Below are 19732 nucleotides of genomic sequence, written 5' to 3'. Positions count from 1 at the left end.
GGGCTGAACCCAGTTTCCGCCGCCGCCGCCGGAGCCGACAGCGGCAGGAATGACACTGGGCATCGATTTCCTGCCACCTGCCGGGTTACCCTCGTCACATGCTCAGCTCGGTGGTCGTCCTCGCGCTCGACAACGTCGCCGCGTTCGAGCTGGGGGTGCTCGCCGAGGTCTTCGGCACCGACCGGACGGCCGACGGCTTCCCCGGCTACCGTTTCGCGGTGTGCAGCCCGGACGGCGGCCCGGTCCGCACCTCGTCCGGCTTCCAGTTGGTGCCCACCCACGACCTGACCCCCGTCGAGGACGCCGACCTGGTCGCCGTACCCGCGCACACCCGGGGCGGCGCGGTCCCCGAGCCGGTGCTGGCCGCGCTGCGCCGGGCCGCCGACCGGGGCGCCCGGCTGCTCAGTGTCTGCTCCGGGGCGTTCGTTCTCGGCGCGGCCGGGCTGCTCGACGACCGGGACTGCACCACCCACTGGCGGCACGTCGACGAGCTGCAACGGCTCCACCCCCGGGCGCGGGTCAGCTGCAACTCGCTCTACGTCCAGGACGGCCGGCTGCTCACCAGCGCCGGCACCGCCGCCGGCATCGACGCGTGCCTGCACCTGGTCCGGCAGGCACACGGCTCCGAGGTGGCGACCCGGCTGGCCCGCCGGATGGTCGTCCCGCCGCACCGCGACGGCGGCCAGGCCCAGTACGTCGAGGCCCCGATCCCCAAGGCGCCCGAGGCAGCCACCCTCGAACCGGTGCTGGCCTGGCTGATGGGGCACCTGGACCGGCCCGTCACGGTGGAGGAGCTCGCCGGCCGGGCCGGGATGGCCCCGCGTACCTTCGCCCGCCGGTTCCGGGCGGAGACCGGCACCACGCCGCACGACTGGCTGACCAACCAGCGCCTGCTGCTCGCCCGGCGACTGCTGGAGGAGACCGTGCTGAGCGTGGAGGAGGTCGCCGGCCTGGCCGGCTTCGGCGACGCCGCCGGCCTGCGGCACCACTTCACCCGGCGGGTCGGCACCACCCCGCTGGCCTACCGCAGCACCTTCCGGGCCCGGGTCGGTTCGCACTGACCCCGGCGACCCCGGGTCGGGATGCTCAGAAGCCGTGCGCCGCGCCGTCGACCCGGGACTCCGAACCCGCCACGTACCCGCCGTCGGGCCGCCGCAGGATCGCCTGGCCGTACCCGAAGACGGCCGGCTCCGCCGCCACCGTGACCTCGTGGCCGCGGGCCCGCAGCCCGGCGACCAGCTCCCCGCCCAGCTCCGGCTCGACCAGCAGCGCGCGGCCGGCGTGCCAGTACCAGCGCGGCGCGTCCAGCGCCGCCTGCGGGTCCAGCCCGCCGTCGAGCAGCGCCGAGACGAGCTGCACGTGCCCCTGCGGCTGGAGGTGGCCGCCCATCACCCCGAACGGCCCGACCGGTACGCCGTCGCGGGTCAGGAAGCCCGGGATGATCGTGTGGAACGGCCGTTTCGCCGGGCCCACCGCGTTCGGGTGGCCGGGGTCGAGCCGGAAGCCGAGGCCCCGGTTCTGCAGGGCGAAGCCGTGCCCGGGAAGCACCACCCGGGAACCGAACGCCAGGTACGTCGACTGGATCAGGCTGACCATCATTCCGCCCGGGTCGGCCGCGCAGAGATAGACCGTCCCGCCCCGCTCCGGGTCACCGGCCGACGGGGTGCCGGCCCGCCCGGTCACCAGTGCCCGCCGCGCCGCCACGTAACCGGGGTCGAGCAGCGCCGCGGTGGGCACCGCCACCCGCTGCGGGTCGGCGACGTACGCGTGCGCGTCGGCGAAGCCGAGCTTGATCGCCTCGATCTGCCAGTGCAGCCACTCCACCGGCGACAGCGCCGCCGGGTCCACCCCGTCCAGCACGCGCAGCGCGAGCAGCGCGGCCAGCCCCTGCCCGTTCGGCGGCAGCTCCCACACCTGATGGCCGCGGTAGTCGACGGCCACCGGGTCCACCCAGGTCGAGGTGTGCGCGGCCAGGTCGTCGCCGGTGAGCAGCCCGCCCGTCCGGGCGGCGAACGCGTCCAGCTCGGCGGCGATCCGGCCGTGGTAGAAGTCCGCCGCACCGGTCGCCGCGATCCGGCGCAGGGTGCGTGCCGCGTCCGGGTTGCGCCAGCGCTGACCCGCCCGGGGCGCCCGGCCGTCGACGGTGAACACCCGGCCGAACTCGGCGAACTCCTCGCCCACCGGGTCAACGGGCGTGGCGAGCGCCCGGGCCCAGGCGGCGGCGACGCCGGGCGACACCGGGTGGCCGTGCTCGGCGTACCCGATCGCGTCGGTGAACAGGTCGGCGAAGGGCAGCGAGCCGAACCGCTGGTGCAGGTCCCGCCAGCCGGCCGGCGCACCGGGCACGGTCACCGGCAGCCAGCCCCGCGCGGGCAACGCCGGACCGCCGGCCTGGGCACCGCCGAGCGCGTCCACCGGGGCGATCTCCCGCCGCTCGGTGGCGACACCCACCACCTCCCGGGTCAGCCCGGCCGGCGACCGGCCGGAGGCGTTCAACCCGTGCAGCCGCTCGCCGTCCCAGACCATGGCGAACAGGTCACCGCCGAGGTCGTTCGCGGGTGGCTGGAGCACGGTCAGCGCGATCGCGGTGGCCAGCGCCGCGTCGACGGCGTTGCCGCCGCGCCGCAGCACCGCCAGGCCGCTGGCCGCGGCGAGCGGGTGGCTGGTCGCCACCGCACCGCGCGGGGCGTGCAGCGGCATCCGGGGGTACGCCATCCGCCATGTCTACCGCGTACCGCGGCTCCCGGTCGACCGCCGGTCACGACGTCATCCGGCGCCGACCAGGCGACCGGCGCGGCGGACCACCTCCAGGCCGCCGGGCAGGTGCACCGCGCCCTGGCCGTGCCAGTCGATCACCAGGGCGTCCAGCGCGCCGACGTGCCGGTGCGACAGCGCGGCCGGGGGCGCGCCCAGCTCGCGGGCCCAGGCGTGCAGCACCCGGGTGCGTACCGCCGGCGGCAACTCGGCGAGCGCCGCCACCGACAGCCCGCCCTCCGCGACCCGGGCGGCCGCCAGCGCGGTGGCCGCCAACTCGTCGAGCGCCACGGTGTCCGCCGCGACCAGCCGGGCCGTGCGGGCCAGGTTCTCCACCACTCCCGGCCCGAGCACCCGGACCAGCTGCGGCAGCAGGTCGTGGCGGACCCGGGCCCGGGCGTACGCCGGGTCGGCGTTGTGCGGGTCGTCCCAGGGCGCCAGCCCGAGCGCGACGCAGGCCGCCCGGGTCTGTTCCCGGCTCACCGCCAGCAGCGGGCGCAGCAGCGGCACCCCGGCCAGTTCCCGGCGCTCCGGCATCCCGGCCAGGCCGCGCGGGCCGGCGCCCCGGGCCAGCGCCAGCAGCACCGTCTCCGCCTGGTCGTCCCGGGTGTGGCCGGTGAGCAGGGCGACCGCCCGGTGCTCCCGGGCGGTGGCGACCAGCGCCTGGTACCGGGCCTCGCGGGCGGCCGCCTCGGGGCCGCCCGGCCGGCCGGCGACGGTCACCGGCACCGCCGCCACCGGGTCCAGCCCGGTGTCGGCGGCCCACTTGGCGACCTCGGCGGCCCGCTCGGCGGAGCCGGGTTGCAGGCCGTGGTCGACGGTGACCAGGCCGGGCCGCAGCCCGAGCCGGGGCGCGACGAAGGCGGTGGCGGCGGCGAGCGCCAGCGAATCCGCCCCACCCGAGCAGGCCACCAGGACGGTCCCGCCGGCCGGCAGGCCGGCCAGCGACCGGCGGACGGCGACCCGGACCGCGGCGACCGGCGGGGCGAGGGCGGCCACGGCGTACGGCTCAGTCGGCGGCCGGGATGCCGCCGGCCGGACCGTGCACGCGGGCCACCCAGCCGTCCGGGTCGCCCAACTCCTCCAGCCGGGGCAGGGTCAGCGGCGAGCCGAAGACCTTGTTGAAGCCGGCCATGCCGACCCGGTCCACCACCCCGTGCACGAACTTGCGGCCCTCGGCGTACTGGCGCATCTTGACCTCGATGCCGAGCAGCCGGCGGATCGCCTTCTCCAGCGGGTTGCCCGACTCCCGGCGGCGGTTGAACGCCGCCCGGATCGACTCGACGCTCGGGATCACCTGCGGGCCGACGCCGTCCATCACGAACTCGGCGTGCCCCTCCAGCAGCGTCATCAACGCGGTGAGCCGGTCCAGCACGGCCCGCTGCGCCGGGGTCTGCACGATGTCCAGCACGCTGGTGCGGCTCTCCGGATCCTTCACCGCGTCGGAGAGGGTGGCCACGCCGCGGCGCAGCCGCTCCAGCAGGTGCTCACTGCTCTGCGAGGCGTCGACGAAGGCCTGCACCTCGCCCAGGAAGTACGCCCGCATCCAGGGCACCGAGGTGAACTGGGTCCGGTGGGTGACCTCGTGCAGGCAGACCCAGAGCCGGAAGTCCCGGGGGTCGGCGCCGAGCTTCCGCTCCACCTCGACGATGTTCGGCGCGACGAGCAGCAACTGGCCGGGGTCGCCGGAGAAGACCTCGTACTGGCCGAGTACCCGGCCGGAGAGGTACGCCAGCACGGTGCCGGCCTGCACCCCGGTCAGCCGGGAGCCGATCGCCTCGGTCACCGGGCCCGGCAGCTTGTCCTTCGACAGCCGGCTGACCAGCGGGGTGATCACCTCACGCAGCCCGGCGATGTTGGCCGCCGCCCAGTCCCGCCGGTCGACCACCCGGACCGGTGGATGCGCCACCTGCGAGCGCAGCCCCGTGTAGTCGGCCACGTGCCCCGCCGCCTCATCGGTCAGCCGCCGCAGGTCGGCGACCACCTCGGTGGCCTCGGCGTACGAGACCCGGGGGCCCGACTTGCTCAGGGCCCCCGCCGTCGCGGCCGCCAGATCCCAGTCCACGAACTGCGCCATGACCCCACGGTACCCGCGCGCCGACACCCCACCCGCCCTCCGTCGCCCCAGCTCCGCCCGGTCAGGGGAAACCGGGCGGCCGGGGGCGGGTCAGCGGCAGCCGCAGGTGGCCAGGGTGGAGGTGATGCGGTCCAGGGCCTGGCGGGAGTCGTCGAGGGAACCGACCGTCTGGTCGGTGAGCACGGCGAAGGTGAGCAGCCGGCCGTCGGCCGTGGTGACCAGGCCGGCGATCGCGTGCACCCCGGTCAGCGTGCCGGTCTTCGCCCGGACCACGCCGGCGCCGGCGCTGGTGGCCGCCGCCTGGTACCGCTCGTCCAGGGTGCCCGACCACGCGGCGACCGGCAGGCCGCCGAAGATCGCGCCCAGCTCCGGGTTCCGGCCGTTGCCGGCCAGGGCGAGCAGGTCGGTCAGGAGCGACGGGCTGATCCGGTTCTTCCGGGACAGGCCGCTGCCGTCCGAGAGGTCCAGCTCGTCGGCGGGCAGGCCCAGCTCGCCGGCCACCGCGTCCATCGCCGCCCCGGCGCCGGCGAAGGAGGCCGGCTTGCCCTGGGCCAGCGCGACCTGGCGGGCCAGCGCCTCGGCGATCACGTTGTCACTGTCGCTGATCATGATGTCGACCAGCCGGATGACCGGCAGTGACTCGACCTTGCCCAGCTCCGAGCCGGGTGCCGGGGTGCCGGTGGCGGCGGGGCTGGCCGGGGCGGCCGGCGCCTTGCCCTTGGCGACCTTTCCCGCGGGCACCCCGAGCAGCTTGGCGAAGGCCCGGCCGGCGAGCAGGTCCGGCTCGGACGAGCGCTCCGCGGCGTGGTTGGTCTCCTCGTGGTGCTTGCGGGCGTAGACCGGGTCGACCCGGGCGCCGTCGGTCATCAGCGCGGTGATCCGCGCGCCGAACCCCTCGACGGGGATGTCGTCGTCCCAGCCCGCCGCGAGCACCGGCCCGGGGTAGAGCGTCGAGTCGACGGTGACCTTCGTCGGGGCGGCGCCACCCAGCGCCTCCCGTACCTGCTTGGCGAGGTTGTCCAGGCGGGCCGCGCCCGGATAGAAGCCGTCGCCGTCCACGGCCAGCGTCGGGTCGCCGCCGCCGACGAGCACCACCTCGCCCGGTGCCGCCCCGGCCACCGCCCGGGTCGGGATCCGGTACGCCGGCCCGCGCGCCTCCAGCACGGTCACCGCGGTCACCAGCTTGGTCACCGACGCGGGCACGGTGGGGGCGTCCTCCCCCTTGGCGAAGAGCGACTTGCCGGTCGCCACGTCGGCCACCGACACGTTCACCCGGCTGCCGAGCGCGGGCTGGCCGACCAGCGGGGCGAGCGCGGCGCGTACCCCGTCCGGGGTCGGCGCCGGGGCGTTCGGGTCGAACGCGGCGAGCACCGCCTGCGGGTCCGGTTCGGGCGGCGCCGGGCTCGCCGTCGGCTCCGGGGTGCCCTCGCCCAGCCAGCCGGCGACCGGGCCGGGACGGGCCACGAAGAGACCCGCCCCGGCGAGGACGAGCAGCAGCACGGTGGCGAGCACGACAAGCGGCAGCGCCCGCCGCCGGCGGGCCGGCGGCGGCGCGGCGCCGGGCGGCGCGACCACCGCGGTCCCGGCCGCCGGGGTACCGCCCGCCGTCGGCAGCGGCGGGTCCAGGCGCGGGAAGCGGTCGTCGGATCGACGACCGGCGTTGACCGGGCCGGCCGGAGCGGGGCTGACCGGCGCCGCGCCGGTCGGGGCGGGGCTGACCGGGGTGGCACCGGAGCCGCCCCCCGACCGCCCGTAGGTGCCACCGGAGGGAGAGCCGTAGGTGCCGCCGGGCGGGGAACCATAGGTGCCGCGAGGCGGGGAACCATAGGTGCCGCGAGGCGGGGAACCATAGGTGCCGCGAGGCGGGGAGCCGTAGGCGCCGCCGGCCGGGGAGCCGTGGGTGCCGCCGGCCGGGGAGCCGTGGGTGCCGCCCGGGGAAGAACCGTGGGTGCCGGCCGTAGGCGCGCCGTAGGCGCCACCGGCAGGCGAGCCGTAGCTGCCGCCGGGCGGTGGGCCGTAGCTGCCCGCACCGGCGGCCGGAGCACCGCCGTACACGGTGCCGGCGCCACGGGCGGGACCGCCGGGAGCCGGCCGGGGGCCGGCCGGGGGCGGCGCGTCCGGGTCCGGGAAACGGACATCGCGGTCGCCGGACGCGGATCCGTCGAACCGCCGACCGTCAACCCCCTCCGGGCGGTAGTGTGAATCTTCCCTCCCCACGACCCCCTCCTCCCCGCTCGAAAGCGCCTTGGGTGACACTACTTCGGTCCGAACACTATGCGGCGGCCGGAGCCGGCGGGACCACATTCACCCGTCCGGGAGCGGCGCCACTGGTTTCCGTTAGCCAGCGTGGGCAACGAGGGAGCGTGGAAGATGGATTTCGACGTCACGGTTGAGATCCCGAAGGGTCACCGCAACAAGTACGAGGTGGACCACGCGACCGGCCGGATCCGGCTGGACCGCACCCTCTTCACGTCCACGCAGTACCCGGCCGACTACGGCTTCATCGAGGGCACCCTGGGCGAGGACGGCGACCCGCTGGACGCCCTGGTGCTGGTTCCCGAGCCGACCTTCCCCGGCTGCCTGATCCGCTGCCGCACCATCGGCATGTTCCGGATGACGGACGAGAAGGGCGGCGACGACAAGGTCCTCTGCGTTCCCTACGAGGACCCCCGCCAGGAGCACCTGCGCGACATCCACCACCTCGGCGAGTTCGACCGGCTGGAGATCCAGCACTTCTTCGAGGTGTACAAGGACCTGGAGCCGGGCAAGTCGGTCGAGGGCGCCACCTGGGTCGGTCGGGTCGAGGCCGAGGCCGAGATCGTCGCGTCGTACCGGCGGGCCCGGGAGGCCGAGGAGCGCGGCGAGACCACGCACTGAGTCACGCACGTCACCGGGCCCGGGTCGCACGCCGACCCGGGCCCGGTCGTCCGTGTGGTCACCCGAGCAGGCCGCGGGCCCGGTCGTAGAGGTCCAGCACCGCGCAGGCCACCGGCACCACGGAGACCACCAGCGCGGTGTCGGCCAGGTCGGCCACCCGACCGACGTACGGCGACACCGGCCGTCGGGCGTACGTGGTGCCGGCCGCCACCGTGGCCAGCGCCAGCGCCAGCCCGCCGACAGCCAGGACGAGCCGCCCGGTGGGGTCGGCCCCGACCGTGAGCGCCCCGCCGAGGACGGCGAACCCGGCCAGGCCGGCGGTCACCGGCGGCACCCGGTGCCGTACCGCGACGAAGAGCCGCGAGCGCAGCAGCAGCACCGCCGCCACCACCCCGGCCAGCAGCCGGCCGGCCGGGCCGCCCGCGCTGGCCAGCACCGCCACGGCGGCGACCGCGAGCACGGCGTGCCCGAGCAGCATCCCGGTCAGCATCTCCTCGGTCCGGGCCACCGCCGCGTGCACCCGCCCCCGGTCCGGCAGGTCCCGCGCCCCGGCCGAGTCGTCCGGCTCGCCGGACGGCAGGGTGACCGGCGGCAGCGGCACCTTGCCCAGCCGGATGGCCAGCAGCGGCATCGCCCCGAGCGCGAAGACCAGCAGGCAGAGCAGCACGGCCGCCGTGCCGGCCGCGTCGAGGGCCAGCCCACCGGCCCCGGCGAACGCGCCCACCAGGCCGACCGCCGCGCCGGCCACGAAGACCCGCAGCCGGCTGGCCACCCCGACCAGCCCGAGCACCGCGACCAGCAGCAGCGTCACCGAGCCGGCGAGCAGCTCGGGAGCGCCGAGCCAGGGCAGCGGCCCGAACGGGCCGACCCGGTCGCCGGAGCCGACCGCGAGGGCGCCGGCCGCCGCCGCCCACGGCAGCGCGTAGCCGCCGAGGGTGGCGCCGGCCGGCCCGTCCGCGTACGCCCGGGAGGCGGCCGTGCCGGCGAGGGTGAGCAGCACCGCCACCGCCGCCGCGACGGGCGCCCCGGCGGGCTGCCGCGGCCCGGCGGCGAGCACGGCGAGCAGCCCGACGGCGAGCGGTACGGCCGCCCCGACCAGGGTGGCGGCCCGGGTGGCCGGGGCCGACCATGCGCTGCCCCGGCGGCGGGCGCCGTCGGCGATCGCCTCGGCCACGTCGTCGTACTCCAGTTCGGGCCACTGCGCGCGGGCCGGCACCAGGTGCAGCACCTCGCCGTCGCGTACCCCCTGCGGCAGCAGCGCCTGCGCGCCGGCCAGCACCGCGCCGTCGGCCCGGCGCAGCACCCAGCCGCCGTGCCGTTCACCGTCGTCGGCGAGCCCCTCACCGGCGTGCCGCAGCACCTCCGGCAGCAGTTCGACCAGGGGTGTCTGCTCCGGCAGGGCCACGTCCACCCGCCGCTGGGGCGCGCTGATGGTGACCCGGGCCAACCCGGTTGTCATCCAGTTCTCTCCATATCGCGGTAACGGTGGCTGCGCGGACGACAGAACTTTACCTACCATGAGCCAGGCTCGGGTTACCGAGAGCTACCCAGGAGGTCGGGTGTCCACCGTCGTCATCAAGCGGCCGCCCCGTCGGCCGGCGCCGGAGATCCCGGCCGGCGAGCTGCCCGTCGAGGCGCCGCCGGAGATCCCCTCGGTGGCCGGCGGGCGGTGGCAGCAGGCGCTGATGGTGCTGCCCATGCTGGGCGGGACGGTGGCCATGGCGATGATGTTCGGCCGGGGCGGCGGCGCCTACTCGTACGTGGTGGGCGGGATGTTCGGCCTCTCCTCGCTGGCGATGCTGGTTACCTCGTGGGGCAGCGCCTCCGGCACGCCGCGCCGGTCGGAGATGATGGCCGCCCGCCGGGAATACCTGCGACACCTCACCGCGCTGCGTCGCCGGGTCCGGCAGACCGCCGGTCGGCAGCGCGCCGGGCTCTACTACCGGCACCCCGACCCGGGTCGGCTGTGGTCCACCGTGCACAGCCACCGGGTGTGGGAACGCCGCCCGGACGACCCCGACTTCGCGGTGGTCCGGGTGGGGGTCGGTCCGCAGACCCTGGCCACCCCGCTGGTCCCGCCGGTCACCCGGCCGCTGGAGGAGCTGGAACCGATGACCGCGGGCGCGCTGCGCCGGTTCCTCGACGCATACTCGGTGGTGCCGGAGCTGCCGGTCGCGCTGTCGCTGCGCAGCTTCGCCCGGGTCTTCGTCCGCGACGGCGCCGTCCGGCCCGGGCCCGACGGCGCCGCGTCCGCCCCCGGGTTGGCCCGGGCGATGCTCACCCAGCTCGCCGTCTTCCACGCCCCGGACGAGTTGCTCGTCGCGGTCTGCGCCGGTCCGGAGCGGCGCGCCCGGTGGGAGTGGGTGAAGTGGCTGCCGCACGCCCACCATCCCACCCGCACCGACGCCCTCGGCCCGGTACGCCTGGTCACCAGCTCCGCCGCCGAGCTGGAGCGGCTGCTCGACGACGTGCTGGCCAGCCGGTCCCGGTTCAGTCCGGCCGGCCCGGCCACCGACGGCCCGCACGTGGTGGTGGTGCTCGACGGCGGCGACCTGACCGGGGCGACCGAGCTGAGCGGGGACGGGGGCATCGACGCCGTCACGGTCGTCGACCTGGACACCCCGCCGCCCCGGCTGCTCGACCGGTACGCGCTCCTGCTCGAGTTGCGCGGCGGGCGGCTGCACTCGTACTCCGCGGACGGCCACGCCGAGGTGGGCGTCGCCGACCGGCTGGACCTGGTCGAGGCGGAGGCGTTGGCCCGCCGGCTGGCGCCGCTGCGGCTGGCCGCCGCGGCCCGCGGCGCGGACGGCCCGCCCGGCGCCGAGCCGGGCCTGCCGGAGCTGCTCGGTCTCGGCGACCCGGAGGGGTTCACCGCCGAGCAGGGCTGGCGCCCCCGGTCCGGGCGGGACCGGCTGCGGGTGCCGATCGGGGTGGGCGCCGACGGCGGCGCCGTCGAGCTGGACCTGAAGGAGTCCGCCCAGGACGGGATGGGCCCGCACGGGCTGCTGATCGGCGCGACCGGCTCCGGCAAGTCGGAGCTGCTGCGCGCGCTGGTGCTCGGGCTGGCCGCCACGCACAGCTCCGAGCAGCTCAACTTCGTCCTGGTCGACTTCAAGGGCGGCGCCACCTTCGCCAGCTTCGACCGGCTGCCGCACACCGCCGCGGTGATCACCAACCTGGCCGACGCGCTGCCGCTGGTGGACCGGATGGTCGACGCGATCAACGGTGAGGTGCTGCGCCGGCAGGAGCTGCTGCGCCGGGCCGGAAACTACGCCAGCCTGCGGGACTACGAGCGGGCCCGGGCCGCCGGGATCCCGCTCGCCCCGCTGCCGTCCCTGCTGCTGATCTGTGACGAGTTTTCCGAGCTGCTCGCCGCCAAGCCGGACTTCATCGAGCTGTTCGTCCAGATCGGACGGGTTGGCCGGTCGCTCGGCATGCACCTGCTGCTGGCCTCGCAGCGGCTGGAGGAGGGCCGGCTGCGCGGGCTGGACACCCATCTGTCATACCGGATCGGCCTGCGGACGTTCTCCGCCCTGGAGTCCCGCACGGTGCTCGGCGTGCCGGACGCGCACGAGCTTCCCCGCTCACCCGGGCACGGCTACCTGCGTTTCGGCACCGACCCGCTGGTCCGGTTCAAGGCCGCGTACGTCTCCGGGCCGGTCCGCCGCCCGGTCGGGGGCGGCGCCGGGCCGGCCGGTACGCCCCGACTGCTCGCCTTCACCACCCATTTCGTCCCGCCACCCGAGCCGGTCGGCCCGGCCGAGCTCACCACCGGTCCGGCGGACGGGGCGACCCTGCTCGACACGCTGGTCGACCGGCTGGCCGGGCAGGGCCCACCCGCGCACCAGGTCTGGCTGCCCCCGCTGGGCCTGGCACCTGCCCTGGACGACCTGCTCGGCCCGGTGGCGGCCGACCCGGTCCGCGGGCTCACCGTGGGCAACCCTGAGCTGCACGGCGCCCTCCAGGTGCCGGTGGCCCTGGTGGACCGGCCGCTCGAACAGCGACGGGACCTGTTCTGGCTGGCGCTGGAGGGTGCCGCCGGGCACGTGGCCGTGGTCGGCGCGCCGCAGCGCGGAAAGTCCACCCTGCTGCGCACGCTGGTCTGCGCGCTGGCGCTCACCCACACCCCGGCCGAGGCGCAGGTCTACTGCCTCGACTTCGGCGGCGGCGGGCTGGGCACCCTGCGCGGCCTGCCGCATGTGGGCGGGGTGGCTGGCCGGCGCGACCCGACCACGGTGCGCCGGACGGTCGGCGAGGTCGTGGCCGTGCTCACCGAGCGGGAACGCCGCTTCGCCGAGCTGGGCGTGGAGTCGATGGCGGCCTGGCGACGGCGGCGGGCGGCGCCGGGCGCGGCCGACCCGTACGGCGACGTCTTCCTCGTGGTCGACGGCTGGAGCACGCTGCGCGGCGAGTACGACGACCTGGAGCCGCTGATCACCGACCTGGCCACCCGTGGCCTGTCGTACGGGGTGCACGTGGTGGCGAGCGCGGTGCGCTGGACGGATTTCCGGCCGGCCATCCGGGACCTGTTCGGCTCCCGGGTCGAGCTGCGCCTCGGCGACCCGTCGGACTCGCAGGTCGCCAACCGGCAGGCGGCGGCGAACGTCCCGGACGAGTCGGGGCGCGGGGTCACCGCGGAGAAGCTGCACTTCCTGACCGCGCTGCCCCGCGTGACCGGGCTCGGTAGGCAGACGGCGGCCCTGGTCGACGCGGTGGCCGCCGCCTGGTCCGGGCCGGTGGCACCGCCGGTGCGGCTGCTGCCGCCGGTGCTGCCCTACGCCGAGTTGGACCTGTCGGCGTCGGCCGGGCTCCGGCTGCCGGTCGGCATCGCGGAGGCGGACCTACTCCCGGTGGAGCTGGACTTCGCCGCCGAGCCGCACTTCCTCGTCTTCGGCGACGCGGAGTGCGGCAAGTCCTCCTTCCTGCGCGCCCTGGCCACCTCGATCGTCACCCGGTTCACCCCGGAACAGGCTCGGGTGATCCTGGTCGACTACCGGCGCGCCCTGATGGAGTTGCAGGAGCTGCCGCACGTGATCGGCTACGGGAGCGCGGCGGCGTACACCACCGACCTGATCGAGTCGGCGGCCGGTTACCTCCAGCGCCGGATCGCCGGGCCGGAGGTGACCCCGGCGCAGCTACGGGACCGGTCCTGGTGGTCGGGGCCGGAGCTGTTCGTGCTGGTCGACGACTACGACCTGGTCGCCAGTGGCCCGGCCAACCCGCTGCGGGCGCTGGAGGAATACCTCCCCCAGGCCCGGGACGTCGGCCTGCACCTGGTGCTCGCCCGCCGGGCCGGCGGCGCGGGCCGCGCCCAGTACGAGCCGATCGTGCAGCGGCTGCGGGAACTGGCCACCGCCGGGCTGGTGATGGACGGCAGCCCCGAGGAGGGCCAGCTGGTCGGTTCGGTCCGCCCCGGGCCGCTGCCGCCCGGTCGGGGTCGGCTGGTCACCCGCCGCGACGGCGTACGGCTGGTGCAACTGGCACACCTGCCGCCCGGATGACCGGTGTCCCGGGATTACCCCGTGCCGGGCGGGAAACCCGGTAATCTCTCCCAGCAGCATGTGTCCGTCGCGATGAATGGCTGAGAATGTGACCAGTCTTCGGCACCGCCGCCAGACGGCGCCCCGGCGTGCCGTCGCGCGGACGCTGCTCGGCGCGCTGGCCGTGGTCTCGCTGGCCGGCACGCCCACCGCGGCGCAGGCGGCGCCGCACCGGTCCGCTCCCGAGGGGTGGCGGGTGGCCGCGCCGGTCGCGGCGACGGCGCCCCGGCAGGACGTCACGGCGCCGTTCGCAGTCGCCCCGGTGGACAACCCGCGCCGGCTCGACCAGATCCGCGACGAGCAGTGGCAGCTCGACGAGCTCCGGGCGCAGACGGCCTGGCGCACCTCGACCGGCAGGGGCGTCACGGTCGCCGTCGTCGACTCCGGGGTGGACGGATCGCACCCGGACCTCGCCGGCCAGGTGCTGCCCGGCATCGATCTGGTCGCCCCGGGCGGCGCCGAGCCGGACCCGGTCGGCCACGGCACCACCGTGGCCGGGCTGATCGCCGGCCGCCGCGACGACGAACGCGGTGTGGTCGGCCTCGCCCCGGACGCCAAGATCCTCCCGGTACGGGTGCTGGACGAGGAGAACCGCTACGACGACGCGATGATCGTGGCGAAGGGGGTCCGCTGGGCGGTCGACAACGGCGCTCGGGTGATCAACCTGTCCCTGGGCGGCAGCGGGAACAGTCCGGCCCTCGCCGCGGCGATCGACTACGCCTTCGCCCGGGACGTCGTGGTGGTCGCCTGCACCGGCAACGTCGCCACCTCCACCTCCCCCGACGTCTGGTACCCGGCTCGCGAGCCGGGCGTGCTGGCCGTGGCCGGTCTGGAACGGGACAGCGAGAACCTCTGGTCCGGGTCGATCACCGGCCAGGAGACGGTGCTGGCCGCGCCCGCGACCCAACTGGTCGGCGCGCGGCCCCCAGACGGTTACTGGCGGGTGCAGGGCACCAGCTTCGCCGCGCCGCTGGTGGCCGCCACCGCCGCCCTGGTCCGCGCGCGCTACCCGGAGATGTCCGCCGGTGACGTGGTCAACCAGCTGCTGCACACCGCCCGGGACCTCGGGCCGGTCGGTCGCGACGACCGGTTCGGCTATGGCCTGGTGGACCCGGTCGCGGCGCTGACCACCGAGGTCCCGAGGATCGGCCGCAACCCGCTCGACAACAACGAGACCCCAGCGGTGGTCGGCTTCGGCGCGGCACCCGGCTCCGCGCAGGACGTGCGGGCCGCCGGCTCCGGGTCCGACCCGCTCGGCTTCGCCGCGCCGCGACAGCGGGCCGAATGGACGGTCCACGCGGGCGGCGGAGGAAACGGCGCCGATCCGGAGCGGCTCTGGACCGGCCTGGCCCTCTTCGTCGCCCTGGTCACCGGGTCCGCGCTGATCGTGCGTCGGTTCCGCCAGTGGGGCCGGTGACCGACCCGACCCGGCCGCCGGCCGTTACCGGCCGACCGGCACCGGGCCGCGGCAGGCCTTAGCCGGCGCTCGGCTGGGTAGCACCTCCGGCATGTCCGCGCCCCGTACCCACACCACCGCACCGGCCCCGTCGTGGCGGCGCCGCCGGCTCGACCGGCAGCACTCGCTCGGCCTGCGCCTCACTCTGGCCGCGACCGCCGCGTTCCTGGTCCTGGTGCCGTTCGCCCTGTTGATGCTGCTGGTGCTGACCGCCTGGCCGCCCCTGCACGATCTGGACCGCTCGGTCACCAACACCCTGCACGGCTACGCCCTGACCCACCCCGGTTGGGTGCGGGCGATGAGCTGGTGGACGGAGGTGTTCGGGCCGACGCCGCTGCGGCTCGTCGCGCTGGCCGGGGTGCTCTGGCTGCTGTGGCGGCGCGCCCACCGGCTCGCCCTCTGGGTGGTCACCACGATGACCGTCGGCGCGCTGCTCGGGGCCGTGCTGAAGCTCCTGGTCGGCCGGCATCGCCCGGAACTGCTCGACCCGGTGGCCCGGGCCGCCGGATGGTCGTTCCCCTCCGGGCACGCGCTCAACGCCACCCTGTTCGCCGGGGTGCTGCTGCTGGTCCTCCTGCCGTACACCCGCGACCGGTGGGGGGCGAGGCTGGCGCTCTGGACGGCGGCCCTGCTGATCGCCGTGGTCACCGGCTTCAGCCGGATCGCCCTCGGGGTGCACTGGGCCAGCGACGTGCTCGGCGGCTGGCTGCTCGGGGTGGCGGTGATCGTGGCGACGGCGTCGGCCTTCACCACCTGGCGGCAGCGGGTCGGCCGGCGGCCGGTACGGACCACCCGGGAGGGCGTCGAACCGGAACTTGCCGACGCTCCGGACGCCACCGGCAACCGGGACGTGGCGTAGTTGCCCACCCCACGGGGTAAAGGGCGGCTCATGTCCGATGTCGCGGTCCACGTCGCCCGGCGCGTGCTGCTGCCGATGGCCCTGCTGCTGTCCACGATGGTGGGGCTGGGGCTGCTGGTCGCCAAGGTCCTCGCCCGGAGCTGGCCGTTCACCGTCGAGGACGCGGTGAACCGGGAGCTGGCCGGCGACCGGACCGGCGGCTGGAACGACGTGTCGCTGGTGTTCAGCACGCTGGCCAGCACCCAGCTGATCGTGGTGGTCACCGTGCTGGTGGCGCTGGTGCTGCGGCTGGTGTTGCACCGCTGGCGGGAGCCGCTCTTCCTGTGTGCCGCGGTCAGCGCCCAGGCGCTGGTGTTCCTGCTGACCACCATCGCCATCGACCGGAAGCGGCCGGCCGTCGCGCACATGGACGTGTCCCCGCCGACCTCCAGCTTCCCGTCCGGGCACACCTCGGCCGCGGTCGCCCTCTACGTCGGCATCGCGCTGCTGCTGGCGCTGCGGGCGAAAAGCACCGCGCTAAAGGTGGCCTGCTGGTCGCTGCTGCTGGTGCCGATCGGGGTGGCGCTGACCCGGATGTACCGCGGCATGCATCACCCCAGCGATGTGGTCGCCTCGTTCCTCAACGGGGGCACCTGCGTGGCGATCATGGCCCGCGCGGTGCTCGACCGGAGCGTGCGGTGGGGCCGGGAGCGGCTGCCCACGATCCGGCGGCCGGACGGCGACGTGGCCGAGGCCCCCGCCACCACCGGCTGATCCCGCCGGTCAGGCGCCCTCGCCCGGATCCCGCCGGTCAGGTGCAGTCGCCGGTCGCCACCGCCCGGGTACGCTCCGCGCCGGCCAGCGCCACCGGGCGGGCCTCGGCGGCGGTCACCGCGAAGCCGGTGTTCGGGTCGTCCGCGGCCGCCGCGAAGATCACCCCGAGCACCAGCCCGTTGGAGGCGACCAGCGGGCCGCCGGAGTTGCCGCTGCGCACCAGCGCCCGGATGGTGTAGATCTCCCTCGTGACGTCCCCCGAGGCGTAGATGTCCGGGCCGGTGATCCGGTCCACGTCCCGGATCCGGGCCGGCCGGGCGTCGTACGGGCCGTCGAGCGGAAACCCGAGCACGATGGCGTCCGCCCCGACGCCGGCCTGGCCGGCGGCGAACCGCAGCGACGGCCCGGGCAGCCCCGGCACGCGCAGTACGGCCAGGTCACGGTTCGGGTCGTAGACGACCACCTCGCCGTCGTACCGCTCGCCGCGCAGCTCCACCGCGACCGATCGGGTGCCCGCCACCACGTGCGCGTTGGTCATCACCCGGTCGTCGGCGTACACGAAACCGGACCCCTCGATCCGGCGTGAGCAACTGGGCGCGGAGCCGAGCACCTTGACCACCGCGCGCTGGCTGTTCGCCACCACCTCCGAACCGGCCAGCGTCGGGTCCGGCGGGGAGACCTGCCGGGCCTGGGTGCGGCCGAGGCCCTTGAAGACCTCCGGGAAGCCGTTGGTGTCGACGGTGTCGCGCAGCGCGGTGGAGAGCTGCTGCACCTGGTCGGGCAGCACCCGGTCGACCACGTTGAGCAGTGCGCTGTTCTTGACCGAGGCGGCCAGCCAGGGCACCGACGACGAGCCGAGCGGCACCGCCACCAGCCACGCCACGATCATGACCGCGAAGAGCGAGACGAACGCCCCACCGATGTCGTCGATGGTCTTGCCGGTGGAGCCGGTGATCGCGGCGCGCAGGTTGGAACCGAGCCAGCCGGCCAACGCCTGGCCGATCACGGCCAGGCCGAAGACGGCCACCAGGGAGACCAGCACCCGGGTGCCGGTGTCCGCGAACTGCCGGGCGATCAGCGGGCCGATCTGGAGGCCGAGCAGGGCCCCGAGGAAGAAACCCGAGAACGACAGCGCTCCGATGACGAAGCCCTGCCGGTATCCGCTGATCGCGAACACGAGCATGAGCAGCAGCAGGACGAGATCCACGGCGGACACGGATCAAGGGTACGGGCAGCCCGCCCGGGCCGCGCCCACCGCTTGCCGAACGTGACCGTCAGGTCAACGGGCCGGCCATCTCGTCGACCTCGTCGGTGCCGGCCGACGGCGCCGGGGCGGCCCCGACCGGCGGCAGGTCGATCACCCGGTCCCGGGGCCACGGGCGGGCCCAGCCGCCCATCTCGAGCAGGGTGGCGATCACCCCGGCCGTGAAGCCCCAGACCAGCATCCCGCGCGCCGAGAAGGCGGGACCGATCCAGCCGCTGGGATGCCGGACCCGCAGCCGGTTCTCCGGGTCGACCAGTTCGGCGATCGGCAGCCGGGCGACGTGCGCCACCTCGGCCGGCTCCCGGGGGTGCACCGGGTGCGGCGCGTGCCACCAGGCGAGCACCGGGGTGACCACGAAGTCGCTGACCGGGATCCAGAGCCTGGGCAGCTCGGCCAGGACGGTGACACTGGACGGGTCGAGGTCGACCTCCTCGTTCGCCTCGCGCAGCGCGGTGGCCGGGGCGTCGGTGTCCGCCGGATCGGCCGCACCACCGGGGAAGGCCGGCTGGCCGGCGTGGTTGCGCAGGGTGGCGGCGCGCTGGAGGACCAGCAGGTCCGGGCCGGCCGCCGGCTGCTCGCCGAGCAGCACCAGCACCGCGCTCTCCCGGCCGCCCTGCTCGGGCGTGGTCAGCTGGGTGAAGTCCTCGGCGCGGGCGGTGCCGAGCCGGTGCAGCAGCGGCTCGGTCCAGGCTGGTGGGGTACGGGTCACGCGGCCACCCGTACCCCGAGGTGGCGCGCCACCAACTCGGCGAGGCGGGTGTCGTCGAGCGCGCCGGAGGCGTCGACGTGCCGGACCCGGCCGTCGGCGCCGACGAACACGGTCAGCGGTATGGCGTTGCGCCGCAGCTCCCGCTGCACCGCGTCGCCCTGGTCGACCAGCATCGGGAACCGCACGCCGAAGTCCTCGCCGATGGACTGGGCGCCCGCCCGACGGTCCCGGCTGTTCACGCCGAGCACGTGCAGCCGGCCGGCGGTGCGTTCGCTGAGCCGCTGGAAGGCGGGCAGCTCGGCCCGGCAGGGCGGGCACCAGGAGGCCCAGACGTTGATCACGGCGGGCCCGGTCACCTCCCGCAGCGCGGTCGGCGCGCCGCCGGTGAAACAGGGGAAGCTCAGGTCGGGCAGCGGCTCACCCACCCCGGCCCCGGCCGCCGGGCGCGCGGTCCCGGTCGGTTCGGCGGGGCCGGTCGGTTCGGCGGGGCCGACCGAGGCGGACGACGCCCCGCCCAGCGGGGCGGTCAGCGCGGCGCAGTCGGCGAACGGTGAGGGCCGCTCGGCCCGGGCGGACGGCCCGGCCGGCTGATCCGGCTCGGTTGCGGTGCAGCCGGCCAGCAGCACCGGGACGAGCAGGGCGACGAGCCGGCGGTTCACGGCACCTCCGCCACGACCGCCTGCTGCGGCACCAGGGCCGGGTCGACGCCGGCGGCGGCCGCCAGGTCCCGGGCCCGGGGGCCCTTAAGCAGCTTCGCGGCCAGCGCCGGCTCGGTCGGGCCGGTGCCGTACGACGGGCAGAGCCTGGCCAGCGTGCAGGCACCGCAGGCGGGCTTGCGGGCGTGGCAGACCCGGCGGCCGTGGAAGATGATCCGGTGCGAGAGCATGGTCCACTCCCGCTTGGGAAAGAGCGCGCCGATCTCGTGCTCGATCTTGACGGGGTCGGTCTGCGTGGTCAGTCCCCAGCGCCCGACGAGCCGCTGGAAGTGGGTGTCGACGGTGATGCCGGGGACCCCGAACGCGTTGCCGAGGATGACGTTGGCGGTCTTGCGGCCGATGCCGGGCAGCGTGACCAGGTCGGCGAGCTTGCCGGGCACCTGCCCGTCGTACCGCTCGACGAGGGCCTGACCGAGCTTGATCAGTGAGTCGGTCTTGTTCCGGTAGAAGCCGGTCGGCCGGATCAGCTCCTCCAGCTCGGTCCGGTCCGCCCCGGCGTAGTCGGCGGCGCTCGGGTAGCGGACGAAAAGCTTGGGGGTGACCTCGTTGACCTTCTTGTCGGTGCACTGGGCGGAGAGGATGGTCGCGACGGCCAGCTCCAGCGGGCTGGAGTGGTCGAGCTCGCAGTGCGCGTCGGGGTGCGCCTCGGTCAGTGCCCGGCCGATCCGCCGGGCGCGGCGGGTACGGCCGAGGGCCGTCTCGGAGCTGATGGTCACGCCGGCCAGCC

15 protein-coding genes are annotated in these 19732 nt (G+C 75.8%); 6 read left to right on the top strand and 9 right to left on the bottom strand.

The window, feature by feature from the left end; genetic code table 11:
• The first annotated feature begins 98 nt into the window (after positions 1-98).
• Entirely contained in the window at positions 99-1061 is a 963-nt protein-coding gene (locus AB0H57_RS02485; RefSeq protein ID WP_357501858.1) for a helix-turn-helix domain-containing protein, read from the top strand.
• A 25-nt stretch (positions 1062-1086) separates the two neighbouring features.
• Here the strand turns inward: AB0H57_RS02485 and AB0H57_RS02480 are convergent, their stop codons facing one another.
• From AB0H57_RS02480 to dacB, 4 genes are all read right to left on the bottom strand, one after another.
• Positions 1087-2715: a gamma-glutamyltransferase family protein gene (locus AB0H57_RS02480; protein ID WP_357501856.1), complete on the bottom strand. Its 1629-nt coding sequence runs from the start codon at positions 2713-2715 to the stop codon at positions 1087-1089.
• 51 nt (positions 2716-2766) lie between these two features.
• Complete coding sequence (gene tilS / locus AB0H57_RS02475; RefSeq protein ID WP_357501854.1) at positions 2767-3753, bottom strand: tRNA lysidine(34) synthetase TilS; 987 nt, start codon at positions 3751-3753, stop codon at positions 2767-2769.
• 10 nt (positions 3754-3763) lie between these two features.
• Positions 3764-4831 (bottom strand): zinc-dependent metalloprotease, encoded by a 1068-nt coding sequence (locus tag AB0H57_RS02470; protein WP_357501852.1) that lies wholly within the window; start codon positions 4829-4831, stop codon positions 3764-3766.
• Positions 4832-4921: 90 nt separating this feature from the next.
• Complete coding sequence (gene dacB / locus AB0H57_RS02465) at positions 4922-6406, bottom strand: D-alanyl-D-alanine carboxypeptidase/D-alanyl-D-alanine-endopeptidase (RefSeq protein WP_357502297.1); 1485 nt, start codon at positions 6404-6406, stop codon at positions 4922-4924.
• A gap of 795 nt (positions 6407-7201) precedes the next feature.
• On the opposite strand from dacB, the gene AB0H57_RS02460 reads away from it, so the two are divergent.
• Positions 7202-7708 (top strand): inorganic diphosphatase, encoded by a 507-nt coding sequence (locus AB0H57_RS02460; RefSeq protein WP_357501850.1) that lies wholly within the window; start codon positions 7202-7204, stop codon positions 7706-7708.
• 58 nt (positions 7709-7766) lie between these two features.
• Here AB0H57_RS02460 and eccD read toward each other — a convergent pair whose 3' ends face one another.
• The gene (gene eccD / locus AB0H57_RS02455; protein WP_357501848.1) at positions 7767-9167 is read right to left on the bottom strand and encodes a type VII secretion integral membrane protein EccD; all 1401 of its coding nucleotides are present in this window, start codon (positions 9165-9167) and stop codon (positions 7767-7769) included.
• Between the two features lie 100 nt (positions 9168-9267).
• Here eccD and eccCa point away from each other — a divergent pair, with 100 nt between their 5' ends.
• The 4 genes from eccCa (at position 9268) to AB0H57_RS02435 (ending at position 16316) form a co-directional block, all read left to right on the top strand.
• On the top strand, positions 9268-13209 hold the full coding sequence (gene eccCa, locus AB0H57_RS02450; protein ID WP_357501846.1) for a type VII secretion protein EccCa: 3942 nt from the start codon (positions 9268-9270) through the stop codon (positions 13207-13209).
• Between the two features lie 76 nt (positions 13210-13285).
• Positions 13286-14665, top strand: coding sequence for a type VII secretion-associated serine protease mycosin (gene mycP / locus AB0H57_RS02445; RefSeq protein WP_357501844.1), 1380 nt, complete (start codon positions 13286-13288; stop codon positions 14663-14665).
• Positions 14666-14756: 91 nt separating this feature from the next.
• Positions 14757-15563: a phosphatase PAP2 family protein gene (locus tag AB0H57_RS02440; RefSeq protein WP_357501842.1), complete on the top strand. Its 807-nt coding sequence runs from the start codon at positions 14757-14759 to the stop codon at positions 15561-15563.
• A 30-nt stretch (positions 15564-15593) separates the two neighbouring features.
• Positions 15594-16316, top strand: coding sequence for a phosphatase PAP2 family protein (locus AB0H57_RS02435; RefSeq protein ID WP_357501840.1), 723 nt, complete (start codon positions 15594-15596; stop codon positions 16314-16316).
• 37 nt (positions 16317-16353) lie between these two features.
• Here the strand turns inward: AB0H57_RS02435 and AB0H57_RS02430 are convergent, their stop codons facing one another.
• Genes AB0H57_RS02430 through nth form a run of 4 tightly spaced genes read right to left on the bottom strand, consistent with a single transcriptional unit; the run spans position 16354 to position 19721 of the window.
• Positions 16354-17532, bottom strand: a complete 1179-nt coding sequence (locus AB0H57_RS02430) for a MarP family serine protease (RefSeq protein ID WP_357501838.1) — start codon at positions 17530-17532, stop codon at positions 16354-16356.
• A 58-nt stretch (positions 17533-17590) separates the two neighbouring features.
• Entirely contained in the window at positions 17591-18289 is a 699-nt protein-coding gene (locus AB0H57_RS02425; RefSeq protein WP_357501836.1) for a CoA pyrophosphatase, read from the bottom strand.
• Positions 18286-18948 (bottom strand): redoxin domain-containing protein, encoded by a 663-nt coding sequence (locus AB0H57_RS02420; RefSeq protein ID WP_357501834.1) that lies wholly within the window; start codon positions 18946-18948, stop codon positions 18286-18288. The genes AB0H57_RS02425 and AB0H57_RS02420 overlap by 4 nt, the downstream gene beginning before the upstream one ends.
• Positions 18945-19721, bottom strand: a complete 777-nt coding sequence (gene nth, locus AB0H57_RS02415) for an endonuclease III (RefSeq protein ID WP_357501832.1) — start codon at positions 19719-19721, stop codon at positions 18945-18947. Before nth ends, AB0H57_RS02420 begins: the two co-directional genes overlap by 4 nt.
• Positions 19722-19732: the final 11 nt, after the last annotated feature.

It is taken from the genome of Micromonospora sp. NPDC050686 (genome assembly GCF_040654475.1).
Lineage (GTDB): Bacteria > Actinomycetota > Actinomycetes > Mycobacteriales > Micromonosporaceae > Micromonospora.
The sequence above is the reverse complement of the archived record's forward strand: the minus strand, read 5'-3'. Positions and strand labels throughout refer to the sequence as shown.

Excerpts from the sequence above, each read along its gene's own strand:
- AB0H57_RS02480 (WP_357501856.1), bottom strand. The coding sequence starts at position 2,715 with ATGGCGTACCCCCGGATGCCGCTGCACGCCCCGCGCGGTGCGGTGGCG.
- mycP (WP_357501844.1), top strand. The coding sequence starts at position 13,286 with ATGGCTGAGAATGTGACCAGTCTTCGGCACCGCCGCCAGACGGCGCCC.
- AB0H57_RS02460 (WP_357501850.1), top strand. The coding sequence starts at position 7,202 with ATGGATTTCGACGTCACGGTTGAGATCCCGAAGGGTCACCGCAACAAG.
- AB0H57_RS02440 (WP_357501842.1), top strand. The coding sequence starts at position 14,757 with ATGTCCGCGCCCCGTACCCACACCACCGCACCGGCCCCGTCGTGGCGG.
- AB0H57_RS02435 (WP_357501840.1), top strand. The coding sequence starts at position 15,594 with ATGTCCGATGTCGCGGTCCACGTCGCCCGGCGCGTGCTGCTGCCGATG.
- AB0H57_RS02470 (WP_357501852.1), bottom strand. The coding sequence starts at position 4,831 with ATGGCGCAGTTCGTGGACTGGGATCTGGCGGCCGCGACGGCGGGGGCC.
- eccD (WP_357501848.1), bottom strand. The coding sequence starts at position 9,167 with ATGACAACCGGGTTGGCCCGGGTCACCATCAGCGCGCCCCAGCGGCGG.
- AB0H57_RS02485 (WP_357501858.1), top strand. The coding sequence starts at position 99 with ATGCTCAGCTCGGTGGTCGTCCTCGCGCTCGACAACGTCGCCGCGTTC.